General features: G+C 70.5%; 13 protein-coding genes. 4 read left to right on the top strand and 9 right to left on the bottom strand.

Annotated elements, in window-relative coordinates:
• Window position 1: 1 nt before the first annotated feature.
• The 5 genes from ACFYY2_RS03745 to ACFYY2_RS03725 all read right to left on the bottom strand — a co-directional run bounded on the left by ACFYY2_RS03745 (window position 2) and on the right by ACFYY2_RS03725 (window position 5330).
• Window positions 2-721 carry a 7-cyano-7-deazaguanine synthase gene (locus tag ACFYY2_RS03745; protein WP_388736540.1) on the bottom strand — a complete coding sequence of 240 codons (720 nt, stop codon included), beginning with the start codon at window positions 719-721 and terminating at the stop codon, window positions 2-4.
• Between the two features lie 640 nt (window positions 722-1361).
• Window positions 1362-2384 (bottom strand): LacI family DNA-binding transcriptional regulator, encoded by a 1023-nt coding sequence (locus tag ACFYY2_RS03740; protein ID WP_388736538.1) that lies wholly within the window; start codon window positions 2382-2384, stop codon window positions 1362-1364.
• 46 nt (window positions 2385-2430) lie between these two features.
• Complete coding sequence (locus tag ACFYY2_RS03735; RefSeq protein WP_388736536.1) at window positions 2431-3330, bottom strand: ATP-binding cassette domain-containing protein; 900 nt, start codon at window positions 3328-3330, stop codon at window positions 2431-2433.
• A complete protein-coding gene (locus ACFYY2_RS03730) occupies window positions 3327-4322 on the bottom strand; it encodes an ABC transporter permease (protein WP_388736533.1) in 996 nt (331 codons plus the stop codon). Before ACFYY2_RS03730 ends, ACFYY2_RS03735 begins: the two co-directional genes overlap by 4 nt.
• A 6-nt stretch (window positions 4323-4328) precedes the next feature.
• Window positions 4329-5330, bottom strand: coding sequence for a sugar ABC transporter substrate-binding protein (locus tag ACFYY2_RS03725; protein ID WP_388736530.1), 1002 nt, complete (start codon window positions 5328-5330; stop codon window positions 4329-4331).
• 270 nt (window positions 5331-5600) lie between these two features.
• Here ACFYY2_RS03725 and ACFYY2_RS03720 point away from each other — a divergent pair, with 270 nt between their 5' ends.
• The 3 genes from ACFYY2_RS03720 (at window position 5601) to ACFYY2_RS03710 (ending at window position 9838) form a co-directional block, all read left to right on the top strand.
• A complete protein-coding gene (locus ACFYY2_RS03720) occupies window positions 5601-6611 on the top strand; it encodes a carbohydrate kinase (RefSeq protein ID WP_388736528.1) in 1011 nt (336 codons plus the stop codon).
• 155 nt (window positions 6612-6766) lie between these two features.
• On the top strand, window positions 6767-9160 hold the full coding sequence (locus tag ACFYY2_RS03715; protein ID WP_388736525.1) for a glycoside hydrolase family 32 protein: 2394 nt from the start codon (window positions 6767-6769) through the stop codon (window positions 9158-9160).
• A gap of 153 nt (window positions 9161-9313) precedes the next feature.
• Window positions 9314-9838 (top strand): O-acetyl-ADP-ribose deacetylase, encoded by a 525-nt coding sequence (locus ACFYY2_RS03710; protein WP_388736522.1) that lies wholly within the window; start codon window positions 9314-9316, stop codon window positions 9836-9838.
• A gap of 411 nt (window positions 9839-10249) precedes the next feature.
• Here ACFYY2_RS03710 and ACFYY2_RS03705 read toward each other — a convergent pair whose 3' ends face one another.
• Window positions 10250-10798, bottom strand: coding sequence for a hypothetical protein (locus tag ACFYY2_RS03705; RefSeq protein WP_388736519.1), 549 nt, complete (start codon window positions 10796-10798; stop codon window positions 10250-10252).
• Between the two features lie 453 nt (window positions 10799-11251).
• Here ACFYY2_RS03705 and ACFYY2_RS03700 point away from each other — a divergent pair, with 453 nt between their 5' ends.
• A complete protein-coding gene (locus ACFYY2_RS03700) occupies window positions 11252-11974 on the top strand; it encodes a dienelactone hydrolase family protein (protein ID WP_388736516.1) in 723 nt (240 codons plus the stop codon).
• A 214-nt stretch (window positions 11975-12188) separates the two neighbouring features.
• On the opposite strand, the gene ACFYY2_RS03695 is transcribed toward ACFYY2_RS03700, so the two are convergent.
• From ACFYY2_RS03695 to ACFYY2_RS03685, 3 genes are all read right to left on the bottom strand, one after another.
• Window positions 12189-13289 (bottom strand): mandelate racemase/muconate lactonizing enzyme family protein, encoded by a 1101-nt coding sequence (locus tag ACFYY2_RS03695; RefSeq protein WP_388736514.1) that lies wholly within the window; start codon window positions 13287-13289, stop codon window positions 12189-12191.
• A gap of 54 nt (window positions 13290-13343) precedes the next feature.
• Window positions 13344-13763: a cupin domain-containing protein gene (locus ACFYY2_RS03690; protein ID WP_388736512.1), complete on the bottom strand. Its 420-nt coding sequence runs from the start codon at window positions 13761-13763 to the stop codon at window positions 13344-13346.
• A gap of 372 nt (window positions 13764-14135) precedes the next feature.
• Complete coding sequence (locus ACFYY2_RS03685; RefSeq protein WP_388736509.1) at window positions 14136-17540, bottom strand: S8 family serine peptidase; 3405 nt, start codon at window positions 17538-17540, stop codon at window positions 14136-14138.
• Window positions 17541-18504: the final 964 nt, after the last annotated feature.

Below are 18504 nucleotides of genomic sequence, written 5' to 3'. Positions count from 1 at the left end.
TTCAGGCCCCTTCGGTGGCGACCGCCGGGGCGGCGTAGACGGTGGGATCGTCGACGCCGGCGGCGACGAACGCCCCGCGGCGCTCGGTGCAGGAGGCACAGCGCCCGCAGTGGAACTCCTCACCGCGGAAGCACGTCCAGGTGTCCTCGAACGGCACCGAGAGCCGGTCTCCGAGGGCGATGACCTCGCGCTTGCGCAGCTGGGCGAGGGGGGCGAGGAGGTCGAGGTCCGGGTGGGCGTGGCCGCGTGTCGCGATGCGTTCCATCGCGAGGAAGGCGTCCAGGAACTCCATCGACGTGTCCGACGGGCCGATGTCCTCCGCCATGATCCCGAAGGCCACGGCCTCGGCACGTTCCACGACGGCCAGGGCGAACGCCGTCGAGAGCAGCAGGGCGTTGCGGTTGGGGACGATGTTCGGGCGGCCGGGCACCGCGACGCCGTCGTCGGCCGTCCCGGTGCTCGCGATGCCCTCGGTCGGGACCTCGACGGACGTGTCGGTGAGGGAGGACCCGCGCAGTACCCCTCGCGCCCCGGCGAGGTCGGCTTCCTCGTACGGGACGTCGAGGCGCTTGGCCGCCAGGCGGGCGCAGTCCAGTTCACGGCGGTGGCGCTGGCCGTAGTCGATGCCCAGCAGGTGCAGATCGTGGCCCTGGGCCTGAAGGTGATACGCCATGGTGACGGAGTCGATTCCGCCGGACACCACCGCAATGATCTTCGACACTCGCCGTCCTCGCTTAGTCGGTGCACTCGGAGGGCCGACGACTCGGTCTCGTCGGCGCCGTGGTCCATCCTGGGGTGGGACGGGGGCGGCGACCATGTCCGGCGGTACAGGCACTCGACGCCCTCGTTCCGTCCGGGCGTGCAGCGCGGCCTGCCGGTCGGACGGTGTCGTCGGCCCGGCGGACACGGCCTCAGGACCGGGAGTGCGAAATGGGCGGCGGCTGGGGCCGGGGGGACAGGCGGACTCCCCGTCGAGCGTCTGTGCATGCCCGGTGAGCGAGTGGAGTTGTCGGGCCATGGGCCCAGGGCCGTAGGCGGCTTCGGCATCCCGCCCCGCACGGCGAGGCCCTCGACTTGTGCCGGATCCCGCTTTGCAGCGCTCTCCGGCACGAGTCGAGGGCCTCGTACGCGTGTCCCGGCGGACGGGTCCGAGGACCCGTGGGAGCCGGTCTCCTCACGCGGCGTGCGGCGTCCGGGCCCCGAGGAGCACGTTCCGCGCTCGCGGGATGTCCTCCCCGTCGGTCTGCCCCGACTGACTCACCCGAGTTCTCACCCGGTGCGTTCCGCGAGACGGACGGTGTTCCAAGGCGGAGCGGCGCGGCGGCGCCCGCCTGCGGCCGAGCGCGTCCCTGTTGTCCGCGTTATCCGCGCGAGGGCGGAAGCTCGCCGGAACCGCGGTGCACCAGACGGGTGTCGACCATGATCGTGCGGGCCCTGGAGCGGTCGCCGTCGAGGCGCTCGATCGCGACGGCACCCGCCACCTCCCCCATCTCCGCGGGGTTCTGCGCCACGACCGTGAGCCCGGGTTCGAGGATGGACGCCATGGGGACGTCGTCGAAGGCGACGACGGCGACGTCCCTCCGGCGAGCGCGGGCGAGCTCCGTCAAAACTCCGATCGACATGACGTTGTTGCCCGACAGCAGGGCCGTCGGTGGGTCGGGCAGCGCGAGCAGCCGTGCTGTCGCCCGGGCGGCACCCTCCGGGTCGTGGGCGTCGGCGACCAGGGCACGGTCGTAGGGCAGGCCCGCGTCGGCGAGCGCCGCACGGTATCCGGCGACGCGCTCGCGACGCGTGTACAGCCGGGCCGGCAGGTCGCCGATGAACCCGATCCGCCGGTGCCCGCCGGCGATCAGGTGGGCGGCCCCTTCCCGCGTGCCGGAACGGTTGGAGCTGACCACCGTGTCGGCCGTCAGGCCGCTGCCCGGCCGGTCGAGGAAGATGACCGGCATGCCCGCCGACCGCTGCGCCTTGAGGTGGGCGTGGTCGGCGCCCACCGCGGGCGCCACCATGAGGACGCTGACCCGTCGGGCCAGGAACGTGCGGATGAGTGTGTGCTCCCGCTCGGGGTCGTCGGCGGAGGACCCCATCAGCAGCGTCAGCCCTCGGCCGCGCACGGCCTCCTCGATGCCCCCCGCCACGGCCCCGAAGAACGGGTTTCCGAGATCCGGCACCACCAGTCCTACGGTGGTGTCGGGACCTCCGACACGGATGCTCCTGGCCATCAGGTTGGGCTGGAAGCCGAGCCTCGCCACGGCCGCGAGCACCCGCTTCCTGGTCTCCGGGGAGCTGGGACCGTCCTCGTTGAGGACCCGTGAGACCGTCTTGGCACTGACACCCACCTCGCGGGCCACGTCGGCGAGTGTCGGTCTGCGGGCCGATGCCATAAACCACCTTTTCCACGGAGTAGTCCCCTCGGGTGCCGGGGCGGATTCAGCTCCCGCGCACCCCGGCTGCGGAGGCCGCGTCGCTGTCCGCCACGACCGTACCCCCGTCCGGACGCACGGTGAGTGCCCCGGTCATGATGGCCACCACTTCGGCCATGGAGTAGTCGGACGGCTTTATCACGGCCTCGCGCCGGCCGAGCCGGTGTACGTGGATCCGGTCGGCGATCTCGAAGACGTGCGGCATGTTGTGGCTGATGAGGATCACGGGGATGCCCTTGTCGCGTACCCGGCGGATGAGGTCGAGTACCTGGCCCGACTCCTTCACGCCCAGTGCGGCCGTGGGCTCGTCCATCACGACGACGCTGCGCGCCCAGGCGGCCGCCCGGGCCACCGCCACCGCCTGGCGCTGGCCGCCGGACAGGGTCTCGACCGACTGGCTCAGCAGACCGACCCCGACCTTGAGTTCGGCCAGGTGCGCGGCCGCCTCCCTGCGCATCGCCTTCTTGTCGAGCATGCGCAGGACCGAGCCGAGCGGTCCCTGCCGGCGGATCTCGCGGCCGAGGAACATGTTCGAGGTGATGTCCATGGACGCGGCGACGGCGAGATCCTGGTAGACGGTCTCGATGCCGTTGGCCCGCGCTTCCTGCGGACCGGAGAACCGGATCGGCTTGCCGTGCAGCCTGATCTCCCCGGCGTCCGGCACCAGCGCGCCGGTCAGGGCCTTGATCAGACTCGTCTTTCCGGCGCCGTTGTCACCGATGACGGCCAGTACCTCACCGGGCAGGAGTTCGAAGTCCGCCTCGTCGATCGCGGTGACGTGCCCGTAGCGCTTGACCAGCCCGCGCGCGCTCAGCACGGGGACGGTCGCCGTCGGGGACCCGGCCCCGGCGGGTGCGGCGCCGGGCTCGCCCGCACTCGGGTTCCGGGGGGAGGCGGGGCCGGTCATCGGGTCCCCTTTCGTGAGAGCTGGTCGACGGTGACCGCCAGGATCACGAGGACGCCTGTGACCAGCGTCTGGTAGACGGACGAAACCCCCATCAGCTGGAGGCCGTTGCGGAAGATGCCCACGATGAGTACGCCGACGAAGGTGCCGAGCACGGTCCCGCGCCCGCCGAACAGGCTGGTACCGCCGAGGACGACCGCGGTGATGCTGTCGAGGTTGTCCGTCTGGCCGGCCTGCGGGTCGCCGACCCCGGTCCGCGACACCAGCAGCAGGGCCGCGATGCCGTAGACGAGTCCGGCGATCGTGTAGACGCCGACCGTGAGCCGGTTGACGCGGATGCCGCTGAGCCGGGCGCTCTCGGAGCTGTTGCCGAGTGCGTAGACGTGCCGGCCCCAGGCGGTGCTGCTCAGGGCGTAGGCGAAGCCGAGGAAGAGGGCGATGGTGACCAGTGACCCGTAGGTGACGTCGGTCCGGCCGAGGGGGAAGGTGCGGCCCAGGAAGGTGAGGGGTTCCGGCAGGCCGGTGACCGTCTCCTCGGCGGAGTAGATGTGGGTCAGGGCGAAGGCCACGTTGAGCATGCCGAGCGTCACGATGAACGGCGGCAGCGGGACGGCCCGCACGAGCAACCCGTTGGCCAGACCGAACGCACCGCAGGCCAGGATCCCGAGGGCGATGGCGAGCAGCGGGGGCAGGGGCCCTTCTACTGCCATCTTGGCGATGAGGATGCCGCCGAACGCCATGACCGCGCCGCAGGAGAGATCGATTCCGGCGGTGAGGATGATCAGCGTCTGGCCGATGGCGAGCGTTCCGACGACCATGACCTGCTGGAGGACCAGCGAGAAGTTGCCGCCGGACAGGAACTGTTCGGTGCTGAAGGAGAAGAAGACCGAGGCGAGGATCAGGGCCGCGAGCGGTCCTGCGGCGGGGGCGGTGAGGAGCCGGCGCAGCGCTGCCGGATCCTTGGCGCGGACGGCGAGAGAGGTGGTTGCGGTCACTGCGTCTCAGCCCCAGCAGTTCTCTCGGCCGAAGCCGGAGTCCTTGGACTCCGAGCCGGCCTGCGGCTTGTCGGTGATGAGCTGGACGCCCGTGTCGGTGTAACCGGACGCCTTGTCACCGGACTTCGCGAAGGAGACGATCGCCTTCACGCCGTCCTCCGCCATCTTCAGGGGGTACTGCTGCGAAGTCGCGGCGATCTTGCCGTCCTTGACCGCCTGCACGCCGGTGCAGCCGCCGTCGATGGCGACGATCATCACGTCCTTCTCGCGGCCCTTGGCCTTGATGGCGGTGTACGCGCCGAGTGCGGCGGGTTCGTTGATCGCGTACACCAGGTTGATGTCGGGGGCCTTCTGCAGGCAGTTCTCCATGGCGGTCTGGCCCTTGGCCTGGTCGCCGCCGGTGTCCTGGGAGCAGACGATCGACGGATCGGAGGCGGCTACGCCGAAGCCCTTGGTGAAGCCCTCGTGGCGCTGGACGCCGACCGACACACCGGGCGCGAGGTCGAGTGTGGCGATCTTCGCGGGCTTGCCGCCCATCGCGGCCTTCGCGTAGGCGCCGATCAGTTCGCCGGCCTTCACGTTGTCCGTCGCGAACAGGGCGTCCACGGCGGACTGCGGCTCGGGAGGCGTGTCGAGAGCGATGACCATGACGCCCTTGGCGCGCGCCTTCTCGATGGCGGGGACGATGGCCTTGGAGTCGTTGGGCGTGATCAGCACTCCCTTGACCCCGGAAGCGACCATGTTCTCCAGCGCGGTGACCTGGCTGGTGTTGTCTCCGTCGAACTTGCCCGCAGCAGTGGACAGTTCGACATTCGACTCCTTTGCGGCCCGCTCGGCGCCCTGCCTCACCTTGACGAAGTAGGGATTGGTGTCGGTCTTGGTGATCAGACCGACCTTGACCTTGCCCCCGGACTGGGAGCCACCGCCGGAGCCGGACCCGCACGCGGTCAGGGACAGCGCGAGGCCTACGGCACCTATGGCGAGGACGGGGCGGGCTCTACGGGACATGTGCGACTCCTGGGGAAGCGGTGGGCGTGAACGTCGGAGCGGACCCGCGGCACGGATGCATGCCGTCGGCGGGGTGATGCCATCGTTGACACATGTCATCGTTGACACCGCATGCGGAGGATGATGGACTCCCCGTCCGTCAACGTCAATGCCCTTGTCCGGAAAGCCCGTCGGTCGCACGACGAGCCGGTCGCCCAGGCCCCCTCCGCCAGTCCGGTGCGGTGGACTCGGCGCGCCTTCTTTCCGCGTCCCCGCCTGGAGGGTCACCGCATGCAGCCGCCACGTCAGGTCACCGTGCTGGGAGAGTGCGTCGCCGACGCCTTCGCCGGCCCCTCGTCCGAGTTCCCGCGCACCGGCGAGGGCCCGTCGCCCGAGGGCCGGAGTCTGTCGCTGCGCGTCCTGCCGGGCGGAGGCCCGGCCAACACCGCTGTCGGCCTGGCCCGGCTCGGCACCCCGACCCGGCTCCTGGCGCGGCTGTCGGGCGACGTGTTCGGCCGCCTCTTCCGGGCCCATCTGCTGGAGTCCGGGGTCGACCTGTCCGATGCCCCGGAGGCGGCCGAGCCCAGCACACTGGCGGTCGCCGACGTCGACTCGGGGGGCCAGGCCTCGTACTCGTTCCACGCCGAGGGCACCGCCGACTGGCAGTGGACGCGCGAGGAGTTGAGCCGCGCCGACCTGCTGACCTCGCCCTGCGTCCACACGGGTTCGCTCGCCCTGGTCCGCGAACCGGGCGGGGCCCTGGTGGAGGAGCTGCTGGCCGAGGCCCGGCCGCACGCCACCGTCAGCGTGGATCCCAACATCAGGCCCGCCCTGGTCGACCCGCAGGTCTATCGCGAGCGGCTGCCGCAGTGGTGTGCGGTGGCGGACATCCTCCGGCTGAGCGAGGACGACCTCGACGTTGTGGCACCGGGCACCACGGTGGAGGCGTCCTGCGACGAGTTCCATGCCGAGGGTGCGCGGCTGGTCGTTGTCACCCGTGGCGCGCACGGCGCGGTCGCCTCCCTGGACGGGCGACGGGTCACCGTGCCCGGTGTGCCCACCCGGGTCGTCGACACCGTCGGCGCGGGCGATGCCTTCACCGCGGGTCTGCTCCACCGTCTCGGCACACGGGGGCTGTTGGGCGGCCGGCTCGACGGCCTCGACATGTCCGACGTGGCGGACGCGTGCGCGTACGCGGCGCGCGTGGCCGCGCTGACCTGCGCAGTCGTGGGGCCGAACCCGCCGTGGGAACGGCAGTTGGGGTCTGCCTACGGAGCTCCGGACATCGCCGTCGCCCCGTGAACGGCGGGAGCTGTTCCCGTTCGAGGCGTTGACGGGTCCGCCACGGAGGCCCATCATCTGACATCGGTCTGAAGTCAGCGATGACATATGTCAACGATGACACCCATCCCCATGCGCGCAGAGAGTGGGTTCACATGCGCCGAAAAGTCAGGGCGATGCTCGTTGCCCTGGTCGCGAGCCTGGCCTTCGTGGTCCCGGGCACACCCGCGGTCGCCGGGACCGTGTCCGACTACTCCGAGTTCCCGTACCCGCCCACCACCTACAGTGAGCCCTACCGGGGCCAGTTCCACTTCAGCTCGCAGTCGGGCTGGATGAACGACCCGAACGGGCTGGTGTACGCGAACGGGCTGTACCACTTCTACTACCAGCACAATCCGCACGGCCTGGCCTGGGACACCATGCACTGGGGCCATGCGACCAGCCCGGACCTGGTGCACTGGACGCAGAAGCCGATCGCCCTCGAACCGGGCGTGCACCCCGGCACACTGTTCTCGGGCGGAGGGGTCGTCGACAAGGACAACACCTCCGGCCTGAAGACCGGCGCCCTCGACCCGATCGTGGTCTTCGCCAACACCAACGGCGTCAGCGTCTACTACAGCAACGACAACGGTCAGACCTTCCAGGCCTATGACAAGGGCCGCAAGCAGATCGAGATCCCGAACGAGAGCCGTGACCCCAAGGTCTTCTGGGACGCGGCGCGCGGTCGTTGGGCCATGGTCGTCTGGTCCGACCAGGGAGGCAACGGGGTGAACATCTACACCTCGAAGAACCTGCTGGACTGGACGTTCGCCAGCCGTTACTCGGCCCCCTGGCTCTTCGAGTGCCCGGACATGTTCCAGCTCCCGCTGGACGGCAGAACCGGTCAGCAGCGCTGGATCCTGACCTCCGCCTCCAGCCAGTACGTCGTCGGCACGTTCGACGGCACCGCCTTCCGAACCGACTGGACGGGTCCCCAGCAGATGGACCTGGGCACCACGCACGCGGGCGGCAGCTTCTACGCAGCACAGACCTTCAACGACGTCCCCGACGGCCGTACCGTGCAGATGGCCTGGCAGGGCGGGAACCGCGGAAGCACCTGGACGGGCAACGCGACCTTCCCGGCGGCGCTCGACCTGGTCAGCACCCCGGAGGGCCCCCGGATCACCCGTACGCCGGTCGCCGAACTCGCCTCGCTGGCCTCGGAGACCAAGGCCTGGAAGAACCAGACGGTCAACGCCTCCAAGGGCGAGAACCTCTTCGCGGGGATCAAGGCCGACACCTACGAGATCACCGCGCAGTTCGACGTCAAGGGCGCGAGTGCCACCAGGTTCGGATTCGACCTGCACACCAGGTCGGACGGTTCCGCGGACCGCAGCGTGGTCTACGACACCGCCGCGCAGACCCTGCAGGGCAAGCCGCTAAAGCCGAGGAACGGCAAGGTCGAGCTGCGACTGCTCGTCGACCGGGGGCAGCTGGAGATCTTCGCCGACGGCGGCAGGTACTCGCTCTCGGACAACGTCGACTTCGACTCCGCCGCGAACAGCCAGGGCATCCGGCTCTTCGCGGAGGGAGGCAGGGTGAAGCTGGACAGTGCGTCCTTCACCCGGCTCAACACCAGTTGGGGAACCTCACAGTCCACCCTGGCCGGCAACCTCAAGGGGCCGTGGCACTCGGCCGGGGGCTCATGGACCGACGTGAGCGGCGGAAAGCGCGTGTCGACCAGCGGCGACGGCTTCTACATCAGCGCGAGCAACGGGGCGGACGCCGTCTACCAGGGGGACGTCACCCTGGACACCGCACGCGCCGCGGGCCTGACGTTCCGGGCCGGTGCCTCGGGCGCCGGCTACACGGCGAACATCGACACCAGCGGTGTGGTCAAGCTCTGGCGTCCGGGCAAGGACATCGCGACGCACTCAACGCCCATCACCGCGGGCCGCACCTACCATCTGAAGGTGCAGACGGACGGACCCCGCATCCGGGTATGGCTCGACAACGGCAGCGAGCCGGTCATCGACGCGACCGACACCGCGTACACGAGCGGCCTGTTCGGTGTGAACGCCTACGACGGCACGGCGACGGTGCAGAACCTCAACACCGGCACCGCCGGATTCACCGCGTTCCCCTCCGGACGGTGGACACCGCGCGGAGGCACCTGGACGGTCACCCCTGCGGGACTGCGGGGGAACTCCGCACAGGACGGCTTCTACCTCAGCGACCGTTCGGGCAAGGACTTCACCTACGAGGGCGACCTGTCGGTGACCAACGGCACCGCCACCGGGCTGACCTTCCGGGCGGGCGCCGACGGGGTCGGCTACACGGCGAACATCGACACCAACGGGACCGTCAAACTGTGGCGCCCCGGCCGGGACATCGCCTCGCACACCACGCCGATCGTCGAGGGCCGGACGTACCACCTGAAGGTGCGGGCCGATGGCTCCCGTCTCCGCGTCTGGCTGGGTGAGGGCACGGATCCCGTGATCGACGCGAACGACACCGCATACGCGGAAGGGCTGTTCGGCGTGAACAGCTTCGCGGCGCACACCCTTGCACAGAATCTGAAGGTGAGTTGACGTGCGGAGGCCTCCGGGAACCGGCGCTTTCGGGCCCGCTCGCCGGAGGCCTCCCTGGTCGCGACCGGTGGAATCGGCGTCGGCCACCAAGGTGGCCCGGTAGCCGAGTGTCCAATGTGTCGCCCCTACACCTTCACGGGGCAGGATTGCCTCATGAGGACACAAGCGACCATCACCCTCGTGCGCGGGGACATCACCGAGCAGCACGCCGACGTCCTGGTCAACGCCGCCAACTCCTCGCTCCTCGGCGGTGGTGGGGTGGACGGCGCGATCCACCGGCGTGGTGGGCCCGAGATCCTCGCGGCCTGCCGCGCCCTGCGGGCCTCGCACTACGGAAAGGGACTGGCGACCGGGCAGGCGGTGGCGACCACGGCCGGCCGGCTGAACGCGGAGCACGTCGTCCACACGGTAGGCCCGGTCTGGTCACCCACGGAGGACCGTTCCGCGCTGCTGGCATCGTGCTATCGGGAGTCCCTGCGGGCGGCTTCGGAACTCGGCGCCCGGACGGTCGCCTTCCCGGCGATCTCGACGGGCGTCTACGGCTGGCCCCTCGACGACGGAGCCCGGATCGCCGTACGCACGGTCCGCGAGACCGCGTTCCCCCCGATCTCGGAGGTCCGGTTCGTGCTCTTCGACGAAGAGGCGTACGCCCGCTTCGACGAGGCACTCAACGCTTAGGACCTCAGGAGGAGATGAGTTCCTGTTGTGCTGGCCTTGTGTTCGGCTGGTGGTTGATCAGCAGTCGATGGTGCGGGCGAGGACCAGTTCGGCAAGACAACAGCATGCGGCCCTGGCCGTCACTGAACGTCTTCGTCTTGATCGTGTTCCGTCTGCGCTTGCCCGAGACGAACGTCCGCCGACCGGGCCGCCCCGCCTGCGGACGGCGGACCTGAGTCTCCGCTCGTCCAGCCGCAGCTCGATCTCCACGTTGAAGAACTCGTGCAGGACCACGTGCGGCAGCCCGTGCCGCAGTGGGAACAGGCTGCACGGGCCCAGGTCGGCTTCACAACTCACCCAGCCCATGCGGCCCGTCTCATGTCACGGTCCACAGTTCCGCATCGCCGACCCGCGGTGACAGTGTCGGCCCCGTCAGCTGTCCATCGGCAGCAGTTTCTTTATCGCCGCGACGGCGGTCTGCGGTTCGTCGGCGTGGAAGCGGACCGTACGAACCTTCGCGCGCCGCCCCAACGGGCTGACAGCGGTGACTGGTTGGGTCAGCTCAATAGTGATTGAGGTCTGGGAGGCGATGGCTACGTCCAGCACGCTGTCCTCGGACTTGTTCGCGTCCGGGAAGCGGAGGTCGTAACGGGCGGACGCGATCCGCTCCAGGGGTATCCGCAGATCGAGCCGTGCACCGCGCCGCACCCGCAGCTCGCCCGGCCCCACGACGTGTGGGCGTGTGACAGCGGCGGCGTGCAGCCCCAGGACCAGAAACACCGAGTAGAGGTCGAGAATCAGCATGACCAGGTGGGCGACCGGATACGCGGCGAGCATGAAGGACACCCCGACTGTCTCGACCACGAACACGAAGACCAGCCCGTACGCCGTTGGCGCCTGAGCACGCGCGTACCCGACAGCGATGTCCGCGTCCCCGACCCCGTGCAAGCGCCGACCCACCCACAGCCCGAGGCTCGCCATCCACCGCCCCTCGTGTGCCGCTAGCCGCCGCATCTGTGTGATGAGTGCCCCGATCCCCATGTGCCTCAGTGAATCAGAGGGGCCTTACAAAATCTCCCCAGGTCGCTAGGACCTGTCGGCGGTCGTCCGGCGGGACACCCCGATCGCGGTCATCGATGACCCTGCCGTCCGCCTTTCCCCGAGCCGGGGGCAGGCAGGCGCGGGGACCACTCCCCCGGGCCGGGCCATCGCAGCCGGACCGTCCGTCGGGAGCCGCCCGCTCTGCTCCGCTCGGGCGGCGAAACCCTGTTGGCGGACGACGGCGGACGTTGCTAACCTCCCGGAGGCCGTGCGTGAGGACAAGGAGGTGGTACCCGTGGACGCAGTTTCGACGTGGGTGCTCCCCTCCGGGGTCACGGTCGGGCGATAGATCGTCCGGGAGCGCCGCTCTGAGCACTCCCGAAAGGCACGCTCGTGCACTTCACCTCTGAACGACGCCTCGACGACGGCGTCCTGGAACGCGACTTCACCCTCGGCGAGATCCCCGGCACCCTCTGGACACCCGGATCCACGCCGGCTCCGCTGGTCCTGATGGCCCACAACAACGGCCTCCCCAAGGCGGACCCCCGGCTGGTGGCCCGAGCCCGGTACACCGCGGCACGCGGCTTCGCGGTGGCCACCATCGACGCCGCCGGGTGCGGCGAGCGTCCCCGCACCGCCGCCGACGAGCAGGCCCGCGCCGATCTCCGGCGGGCGATGCGGGCCGGAGAACCGGTCGACGAGATCTTCGAGTCCCTCATCGGCCCGCTGGTCGAGAACGCGGTCCCCGAGTGGCGGGCCACACTGGACGCCCTCCTCGAACTGCCCGGGATCAGCGGCCCGGTCGGCTACTCCGGCGGGTGGACCGCCCTCGGCATCCGTCTGGCGGTGCTGGAGCCGCGCATCGCGGCCGCCGGTCTCTTCGCCGGAGGGTACGTGCCACGCGCCCAGCGGGAGGAGGCCCGGCAGGTCACCGTCCCGCTGTTGTTCCTGCTGCAGTGGGACGACGAGGGGAACCCCCGGCAGCGGGCTCTTGACCTGTTCGACGCCTTCGGCAGCGAGGAGAAGACGCTGCACGCCAATCCGGGAGGACACACGGGCACCCCGTGGTTCGAGCTGGAGGACGGGTGCCGGTTCCTGGAACGGCACCTGAAGTGAGTCCGGGCCGTCCGGTCGGCACCGGACGGTAGGCGGTCGCCGGTCCCTGCCCCCACCTGTGACGGGGCGGGACCTCGTCGACGGCGGGGGCCGGCGGCTGGACGGCCTGCCCGACCGCGCCGGTACCGGGCGTTCGCCAGTACCGGCCGGTCGGGCGGGCGCCCGGTCGCCCGCACCGGCGCGCGGCACACGAGCACGGCGCTGCGCGGGCCGCTCATCGGATCCGGTAGGTGCTGATCACGTCGGGGTCGGGGTCCAGACCGAGCCCCGGGCCCTGCGGCACACGTACCCGGCCGTCCCGCACGGTCAGCGCGCCTCCGTAGATCTGCGCCTCGAGGTCGAAGTACCGCCACTCGATCATCGTCTCGCCCGTGGCCAGTACGGCGGCGGCGTGCAGGGCGCCCAGCAGGCCGGGTCCGTCGTAGAAGGTGTGCGGCATCACCGGCGTGTTGTGGAGGGCGGCGACCGTGAAGACCTTGCACAGCTCGGTGACACCGCCGGCCTTGGCCGGACTCGGCTGGACGAAGTCGACGGCCGAGGAGTCCAGGAGGCGCTGGAACCCGAGCAGCGTCGACACGTTCTCCCCCGCCGCGACGGGTACGCCGGCGCCGCGCACCTGCGCGAGGCCGGCGAAGTTCTCCGGGGGCCAGACCGGTTCCTCCAGCCACGTGAGCGCCAACGGCCGCAGCGTCCCCGCGATCGCCGAGGCCTGGTGCGGGGTCCAGGCGCAGTTCACGTCGACCATGAGGGCCACGTCGGGACCGGCTTCGTCGCGTGCGGCGCTGATCTCCCGGAACTCCTTCTCGTGCAGTTTGACCCCGACGAAGCCGCTGTCGGCCGCCCGCCGCACCGCGGCGCGCACGAGATCGGGATCGGCGTAGGCGTCGAGACTCGCGTAGCAGGGCAGATCAGCGTGTCTGCCGCCGCCCAGCAGTTGGTGGACGGGCGCGTCGGCGGCCTTCCCGGCGATGTCCCACAGCGCGATGTCCACCGCGGAGAGACCGTGCATCAGGGGCCCGGACCGTCCGAAGACGTGGAGCTTGCGCTGCACCTCGTGCATGAGGGGCACGATGCGCAGGGGGTCCCGGCCCAGGCACGCCGGCGCGATGGCCCCGTCGATGGCCTCGCGGGTGATCGGAGCACCTGTGAAGCCGAAGGACTCGCCCCAGCCCACCGTGCCCTCGTCGGTCGTCACCCGGACGAGGAGCGAGTCCACCGCTTTGAGGCCCTTCGGCCCCCAGACGGCTTCCGCGGACTCGGTGCCCGGCGCGAACGGGATGCGCAGGGGGAACGTGGTGATGTCGCTGATGATCACGTCTGCTCCAGAGCCCGCCGCTCCGCGCGCAACCACCGGCGGGGCGGCGGGGGTTCAGCTGTTGCGCGGATCGTTTCGAGGGTCGAGGTACTCCAGGGTGATCGGACCGAGAGCGGTCACCTGCGTGACGTACTCACCCGACTTCGCCCAGTGGAAATGAGGGGTTCCGCCCGGGAGCACCACGACGGAGCCCGGTGGATGCGCCCGCAGTAGGTCCTCGTCGAACGTCTCGCCGTGTCCGATGTAGAAGACGCCGGAGATGACCGTGTAGATCCGGTCCTCCTCGTGGCGGTGCGGCATCAGTTTCTGACCGCCCGGCAGCTTGACCCGGACCACGTACGGGCCGGGCTTCGTCGGATCACCTACGATGACGGCCAGACGTGCCGCGGGCGGGAAAGCCGGAAACTGCTTCCAGACGATGTCCTCCGCCTCGATCGACCTGAAGACGTCCTGGTCTGGCTGGTGGGTGCGCATCTTCGCCGCCCTCCCTGGCGCGAGGGGTCGTTCGGACTCTTCTCACTCATTCCACAGTGCGCTCTCACACCCGCCCTCGCCACGTGAGCCGGGGTGCGAAGGCCCGTCGGCATCGGCCCGGGGGGTGGTTCCGGTGGTCCGGGACCGGATCCTGGCGCATCCGTCCGGACGACGGCCGACCCGCGACAGGTGAGCGTGGTCCTCGGTGCGAAACCGCACCGGAGCAGCGCCGCACCGGTTCGGTCCCCCACCGTCGCGGCGCCGGACCGGACAAGCCGACGAGGACCGCCCCCGCTCGCGGGAACGATCCTCGTCAGGTGTCAGCCCCGGGGTGCGTACGGCCGGTCGCGCCGTCGCACCCGCGGCTGTGCGTCAGCGTTTCCGGGTCACCTGGAAGGAGCGGATCACCGTTTGGTCGACCTTGTTGCCCGCCGCGTCGGAGGCGGTGAGACGGATCGAGGCGTGGCCGCCGGCCGCGGGCAGCGGCAGGGCCACGATGCCGATGTCGCCCAGGCGCCTGACCTTGGCGGTCTTCCAGGTCCTGCCGTCGTCGAACGACACCTTGAAGCCGAGCGAAGTGGTGATCGCGGCGGAGCCCCGCTCGGCGGCCACGATGAACCGCTGCGTACGTCCCCCTTGGACCGCACCGGTGGTGCCGACCGGCCCGTTGAGGCGCACGTTCATCAGCGGCAGGTCTGCGGGGCCGGAACCCGACGGGCGACCGGAGGTGAAGGTCCAGGTCGCCGATGCCCGGCTGCCCAGGGTGGACCAGCCGACCTGGCGGGTACCGGTCGACGTCAGGGTGTAGGTGCCCTTCTCGTACGGAACGGCGGCCTGCAGACGGCCCAGGGTGTTCGCGGACGCCGTCTTCACCCCGTTGCGGTACAGGGTCGACGAGCCTGTGGTGCCCCTCGCCTCGCCCGAGTGCGTGGCGGTGTCCTCGGCCGCCGAGGAGAACAGTCCGGGCGTGAGGAAGAGCGTGTCCTCTGCGCGCAGGGCCTCCACCGAGCGTGCACGCAGGGGGGCCTGGTTCCAGCGGCGGCTGTGAACCCCGCCGGGCCGGAATCGCGTGGTGCCGGCGAACTGGACCTCGTCGAAGCCGGCGGTGCCCTGGGCCCGCATGCCGAGCGAGCGGTCCCAGACGATCGCCGCGTCGTCACTGTAGTAGCGGGTCTGCTTGCCGGGGAGCGGGATTACGTTGCCGTCGCCGAAGGTGACGGCGCCGTAGGCCGCGACCGGGGTGTCGATGCGGACACCGAGCGGCTTGCCGCCCTGGCCGGCGTAGGACTCTTCGACGCGGGCGAGTTCCGCGTCGTGCATCCTGCGGGTGAGGGTGGCGGGGATGCCGCCCTTCGTGTTGACCGCGAGGTTGTAGGCGTAGCTCCAGGCCGGCTTGGTCGCGGTCCCGGGGACCGTGCCGCTCCAGCGCTGGGTGGTCAGGAACCAGTACGGGTGGCTGGTGACCTTCGTCGTCGGAGTGGCGTAGATGCGGTCGCCGGGGAAGCCCATCACCAGCTTCTGGGTGCCGTAGCGCCCGTCCGCGCTGACGGATGTCGTGGTGGCGAAGATCCCCTCGTTCCTGGCACCGCCCTTGTCCACGGTGAGGTTGACCTCCTTCGCGGTCGTACCGTCGAGACGGAGGGATGTGTCGGAGGCGAGGCGGACGCCCGGCGAGGAGAAGAGGACCGAGGTGTGCGCAACCGGGTCGAACTTGTTCGCCGAGATGTCGTACTCACCCTCCGGCAGTTGCATCGACGCCTTTCCTTCGGCGTCGGTGGGGACGCTGTACTGCAGACCGGTGCGGGTGTCGAAGGCCGATACGGCGGTGTCGGCGCCCACGGGCTTGCCGTCGAGGCCGAGGACGGTGAGCGCCAGACCGTGGGTGAGCGGCTCGGCGTACACGCCGAAGGCGTCGCGGACCGTGGTGGCCCCGTCGTCGGTGGCGGCGACGATCGATCCGCCGTAGGCGCCCGCCATCCCTTCGTCGACGAGAGCCGTCAGCCTCACGGAGGCGGTGCCGTCGGCCGGGACGGTCACGGTGTCGGCCGACAGGGCGAAGGCGCGGGCGGGCGCGGCCTGGCCCCGAGGCCCGTACGCGTCGACGGACAGGCGCAGTGTGACGTCGGTGTCACCGTCGTTGGTGTAGGTGACGGTGCCGGTTCTCGTGACGTCCTGGTGCGGCCAGTCGGCCTTGCCGAGGCTGATGCTGCCCGAGGTGGCGCGCACGTGCTGCGTCGCGGCGCGGGCGACGTCGAGCCGGCCGCTGCCCTGGTCGTAGGCCGTCAGCCCGGGGAGTCCCTTGGCCGCGCTGGTGAGGGCGGCCTTGAAGTCGGCGGCCTTCCAGTCCGGGTGCTGCTGCGCGAGCAGGGCCACGGCCCCGGTCACGTGCGGGGTCGCCATGGATGTGCCGGAGGCGCTGACGTACGAGGCGCCGACGGGGTCTCCCATGGTGGTGCCCGCGGCACGGGCCGCGGTGATGTCCTGGCCGGGGGCGAGGATGTCCGGCTTCACGGCGAAGTCGCCGATCCGCGGGCCGCGGCTCGAGAAGTCGCTGAGGGCGTCCTGCTTGGTGGAACTGCCCACGGTGAGCGCGGAGTCGGCGATCCCGGGGCTGGCGACCGTCCCGCCGAAGTAGTCGGCGGCGGGTGCGCCTTCGTTGCCGGCCGCGATCACGAACAGGGTGCCGTGGTCGGCGGTCAGCCGGTCGACCGCCTCGGTGAGCGGGTCCGACTGGGCGTAAGGAGCGGATCCGAGGCTGAGGTTGACCGCTGTGGCGCCGCTCTCGGCCGCCCAGGTCATTCCGTTGATCACGGCGTCGTCGGCGCAGAATCCCTCGTCGTCGCAGACCTTGCCCACGAGCAACTGGGCGCCGGGGGCGACTCCCTTGTACGTGCCGCCCGAGGCGGCGCCGGTGCCCGCGATGATGGAGGCGGTGTGGGTGCCGTGGCCGTGGCCGTCCACCGCGGACCCTGAGCCGGTGAAGTCCCTGGCCCGGCCCGGGGCGGCCTTGTCCGCGAGATCCAGGTGCGTGGGGTCGTAGCCCGTGTCCAGGTCCGCGACGGTCACTCCCTTGCCGGTGATGTGCTCCCCGGCGGCGTCGACGCTGTCCCAGACCTTCGGCGCACCGATGATGGCGGTGCTCTCGGCGAGGGCGACGCGGCTGCGGCCGTTGAGCCACAGCTTGTTCAGCGGGCCGCGCAGTCCCTCCGCACCCGTGACGAACTTCCAGAACGAGGCGGCGTCCCGCTTGGCGGTGGTGAAACTGCCGCCGCCCAGGACGTCCAGGGTGCCGGTGATCCTCGCTCCGTGCCGCCGGATCGCGGCGCGGGCGGTGGCGGAGTCGCCGCCGCGGCCGGAGTAGAGCAGGGGCAGTGAGTCGTCAGCGGCGTCGTCATAGCCGGCGTCGAGCTGCTCGGTGACGTCGAACAGACGGGGATCGAGTCTCCCGGCCGTCAGCAGGGCCTGGGCGTCGGAAGGGACCACCGAGATGTGGTGGTCGGCTCCGTGCCACTGGTGCGACGTCTGGAAGCCGATGTGGGTGCGGCCGGGACCGCGCTCCACGCTCACCGCGGGAGCGCCGCTGGCGCCGCGGGTCACGGTGACCTTGTCACCGGTGATCAGGGTGAGGGTGTGGACGCCCCGGGCAGCGGGGGCGGTAGAGCCCGGGACGGCGACGGCCGGGGAGGAGCCGGGGGACGCCTCGGCCGCACCGGGCACCGCGCCCGCGACCAGGCCGGCCAGTGCGGGAAGCAGGGCCCATCTCGCTCTTTTACGCATGTATCAGTACCTTTTGGCCGCCCGGAGACCGGTGAGCGGACGGCGGACAAGTGGGGTGCGGGCGGCTGCCGGACACCCGGGGACGCGGCTTCGGCAGTCACACGGCGGACGCGGTCGGATACCCAGTCAGCCCGGGCTGCCGGCCGAGTCGTTGGTCACAGAGGTGAGAAAATCACACTTGATCAGAAAACGACATAGGAGAGCACGCTTCAGTGAGATATTTGCGCACTCAAATATTACGAATGCTGAAAGATGCCATGAATGGTGCATGACCCGCGAAGCGTCGGCCGGCCCGTGCGCGGGCACGCGGTCGACGGGGCGACAGAGGCCGAGGTGCTTCGCCGGGCCGCTGACGCGATCCCGCTCCCCCTCTGCTCCCGCACACCGATGAGAGCCGACCGATGAGAGCGGACCGAGGTGGGCCGAGCCGAGGCGGGCCGTATCGACGTGGGCCGAACCGAGGTGGGCCGAACCGAGGCGGGCCGTATCGACGTGGGCCGAACCGAGGTGGCGCGGCCGCGGACGCGGTGTCAAAGGAGCGCACCGACATTGCACGAAACCCACACGATGACTGATCATGTGTGTGCCTATGGAACACATCCTCACTGCGCACAGCAAGGATGTGGCCACCCGCATGCGCTCACGCACCTCACACCTCACCGTCGCCTTCCATGAGATGCCCGTCCGCACCCGGAGTCCGGAGCCGCATGCTCACAGCCGCGGGTCACCGCAGAGAGAGAAGTGTCTGTATGTCTTCGGAGTCCGAACTCGCACGTGCCCGTGAGTCGCTGGACGCGCATCGCGCCGTGTGCAAGCCCTGCCGTACCGAGGGGAGACCGTGCGCCGCGGCGAAGTTCCTCAGCCGCAGGCACAACGATCTGGTGAGAGCCATGCGCAGGTGAGCCGTGGGACTCCCGGCGATCCACGCGCGAGGCAGTGGTGACGGCGGCTCCGGCGGCCTGAC

Source organism: Streptomyces sp. NPDC001822 (genome assembly GCF_042892135.1).
Taxonomy (GTDB): Bacteria; Actinomycetota; Actinomycetes; order Streptomycetales; family Streptomycetaceae; genus Streptomyces.
Note: the sequence above shows the minus strand (reverse complement) of the source record. Positions and strands in the feature narration are given on the sequence as shown.

Bases quoted from the DNA above. Each gene is read 5' to 3' on its own strand.
- ACFYY2_RS03705 (WP_388736519.1), bottom strand. From the start codon at position 10,798: ATGGCGAGCCTCGGGCTGTGGGTGGGTCGGCGCTTGCACGGGGTCGGG.
- ACFYY2_RS03735 (WP_388736536.1), bottom strand. From the start codon at position 3,330: ATGACCGGCCCCGCCTCCCCCCGGAACCCGAGTGCGGGCGAGCCCGGC.
- ACFYY2_RS03690 (WP_388736512.1), bottom strand. From the start codon at position 13,763: ATGCGCACCCACCAGCCAGACCAGGACGTCTTCAGGTCGATCGAGGCG.
- ACFYY2_RS03720 (WP_388736528.1), top strand. From the start codon at position 5,601: ATGCAGCCGCCACGTCAGGTCACCGTGCTGGGAGAGTGCGTCGCCGAC.
- ACFYY2_RS03685 (WP_388736509.1), bottom strand. From the start codon at position 17,540: ATGCGTAAAAGAGCGAGATGGGCCCTGCTTCCCGCACTGGCCGGCCTG.
- ACFYY2_RS03740 (WP_388736538.1), bottom strand. From the start codon at position 2,384: ATGGCATCGGCCCGCAGACCGACACTCGCCGACGTGGCCCGCGAGGTG.
- ACFYY2_RS03710 (WP_388736522.1), top strand. From the start codon at position 9,314: ATGAGGACACAAGCGACCATCACCCTCGTGCGCGGGGACATCACCGAG.
- ACFYY2_RS03715 (WP_388736525.1), top strand. From the start codon at position 6,767: ATGCTCGTTGCCCTGGTCGCGAGCCTGGCCTTCGTGGTCCCGGGCACA.
- ACFYY2_RS03725 (WP_388736530.1), bottom strand. From the start codon at position 5,330: ATGTCCCGTAGAGCCCGCCCCGTCCTCGCCATAGGTGCCGTAGGCCTC.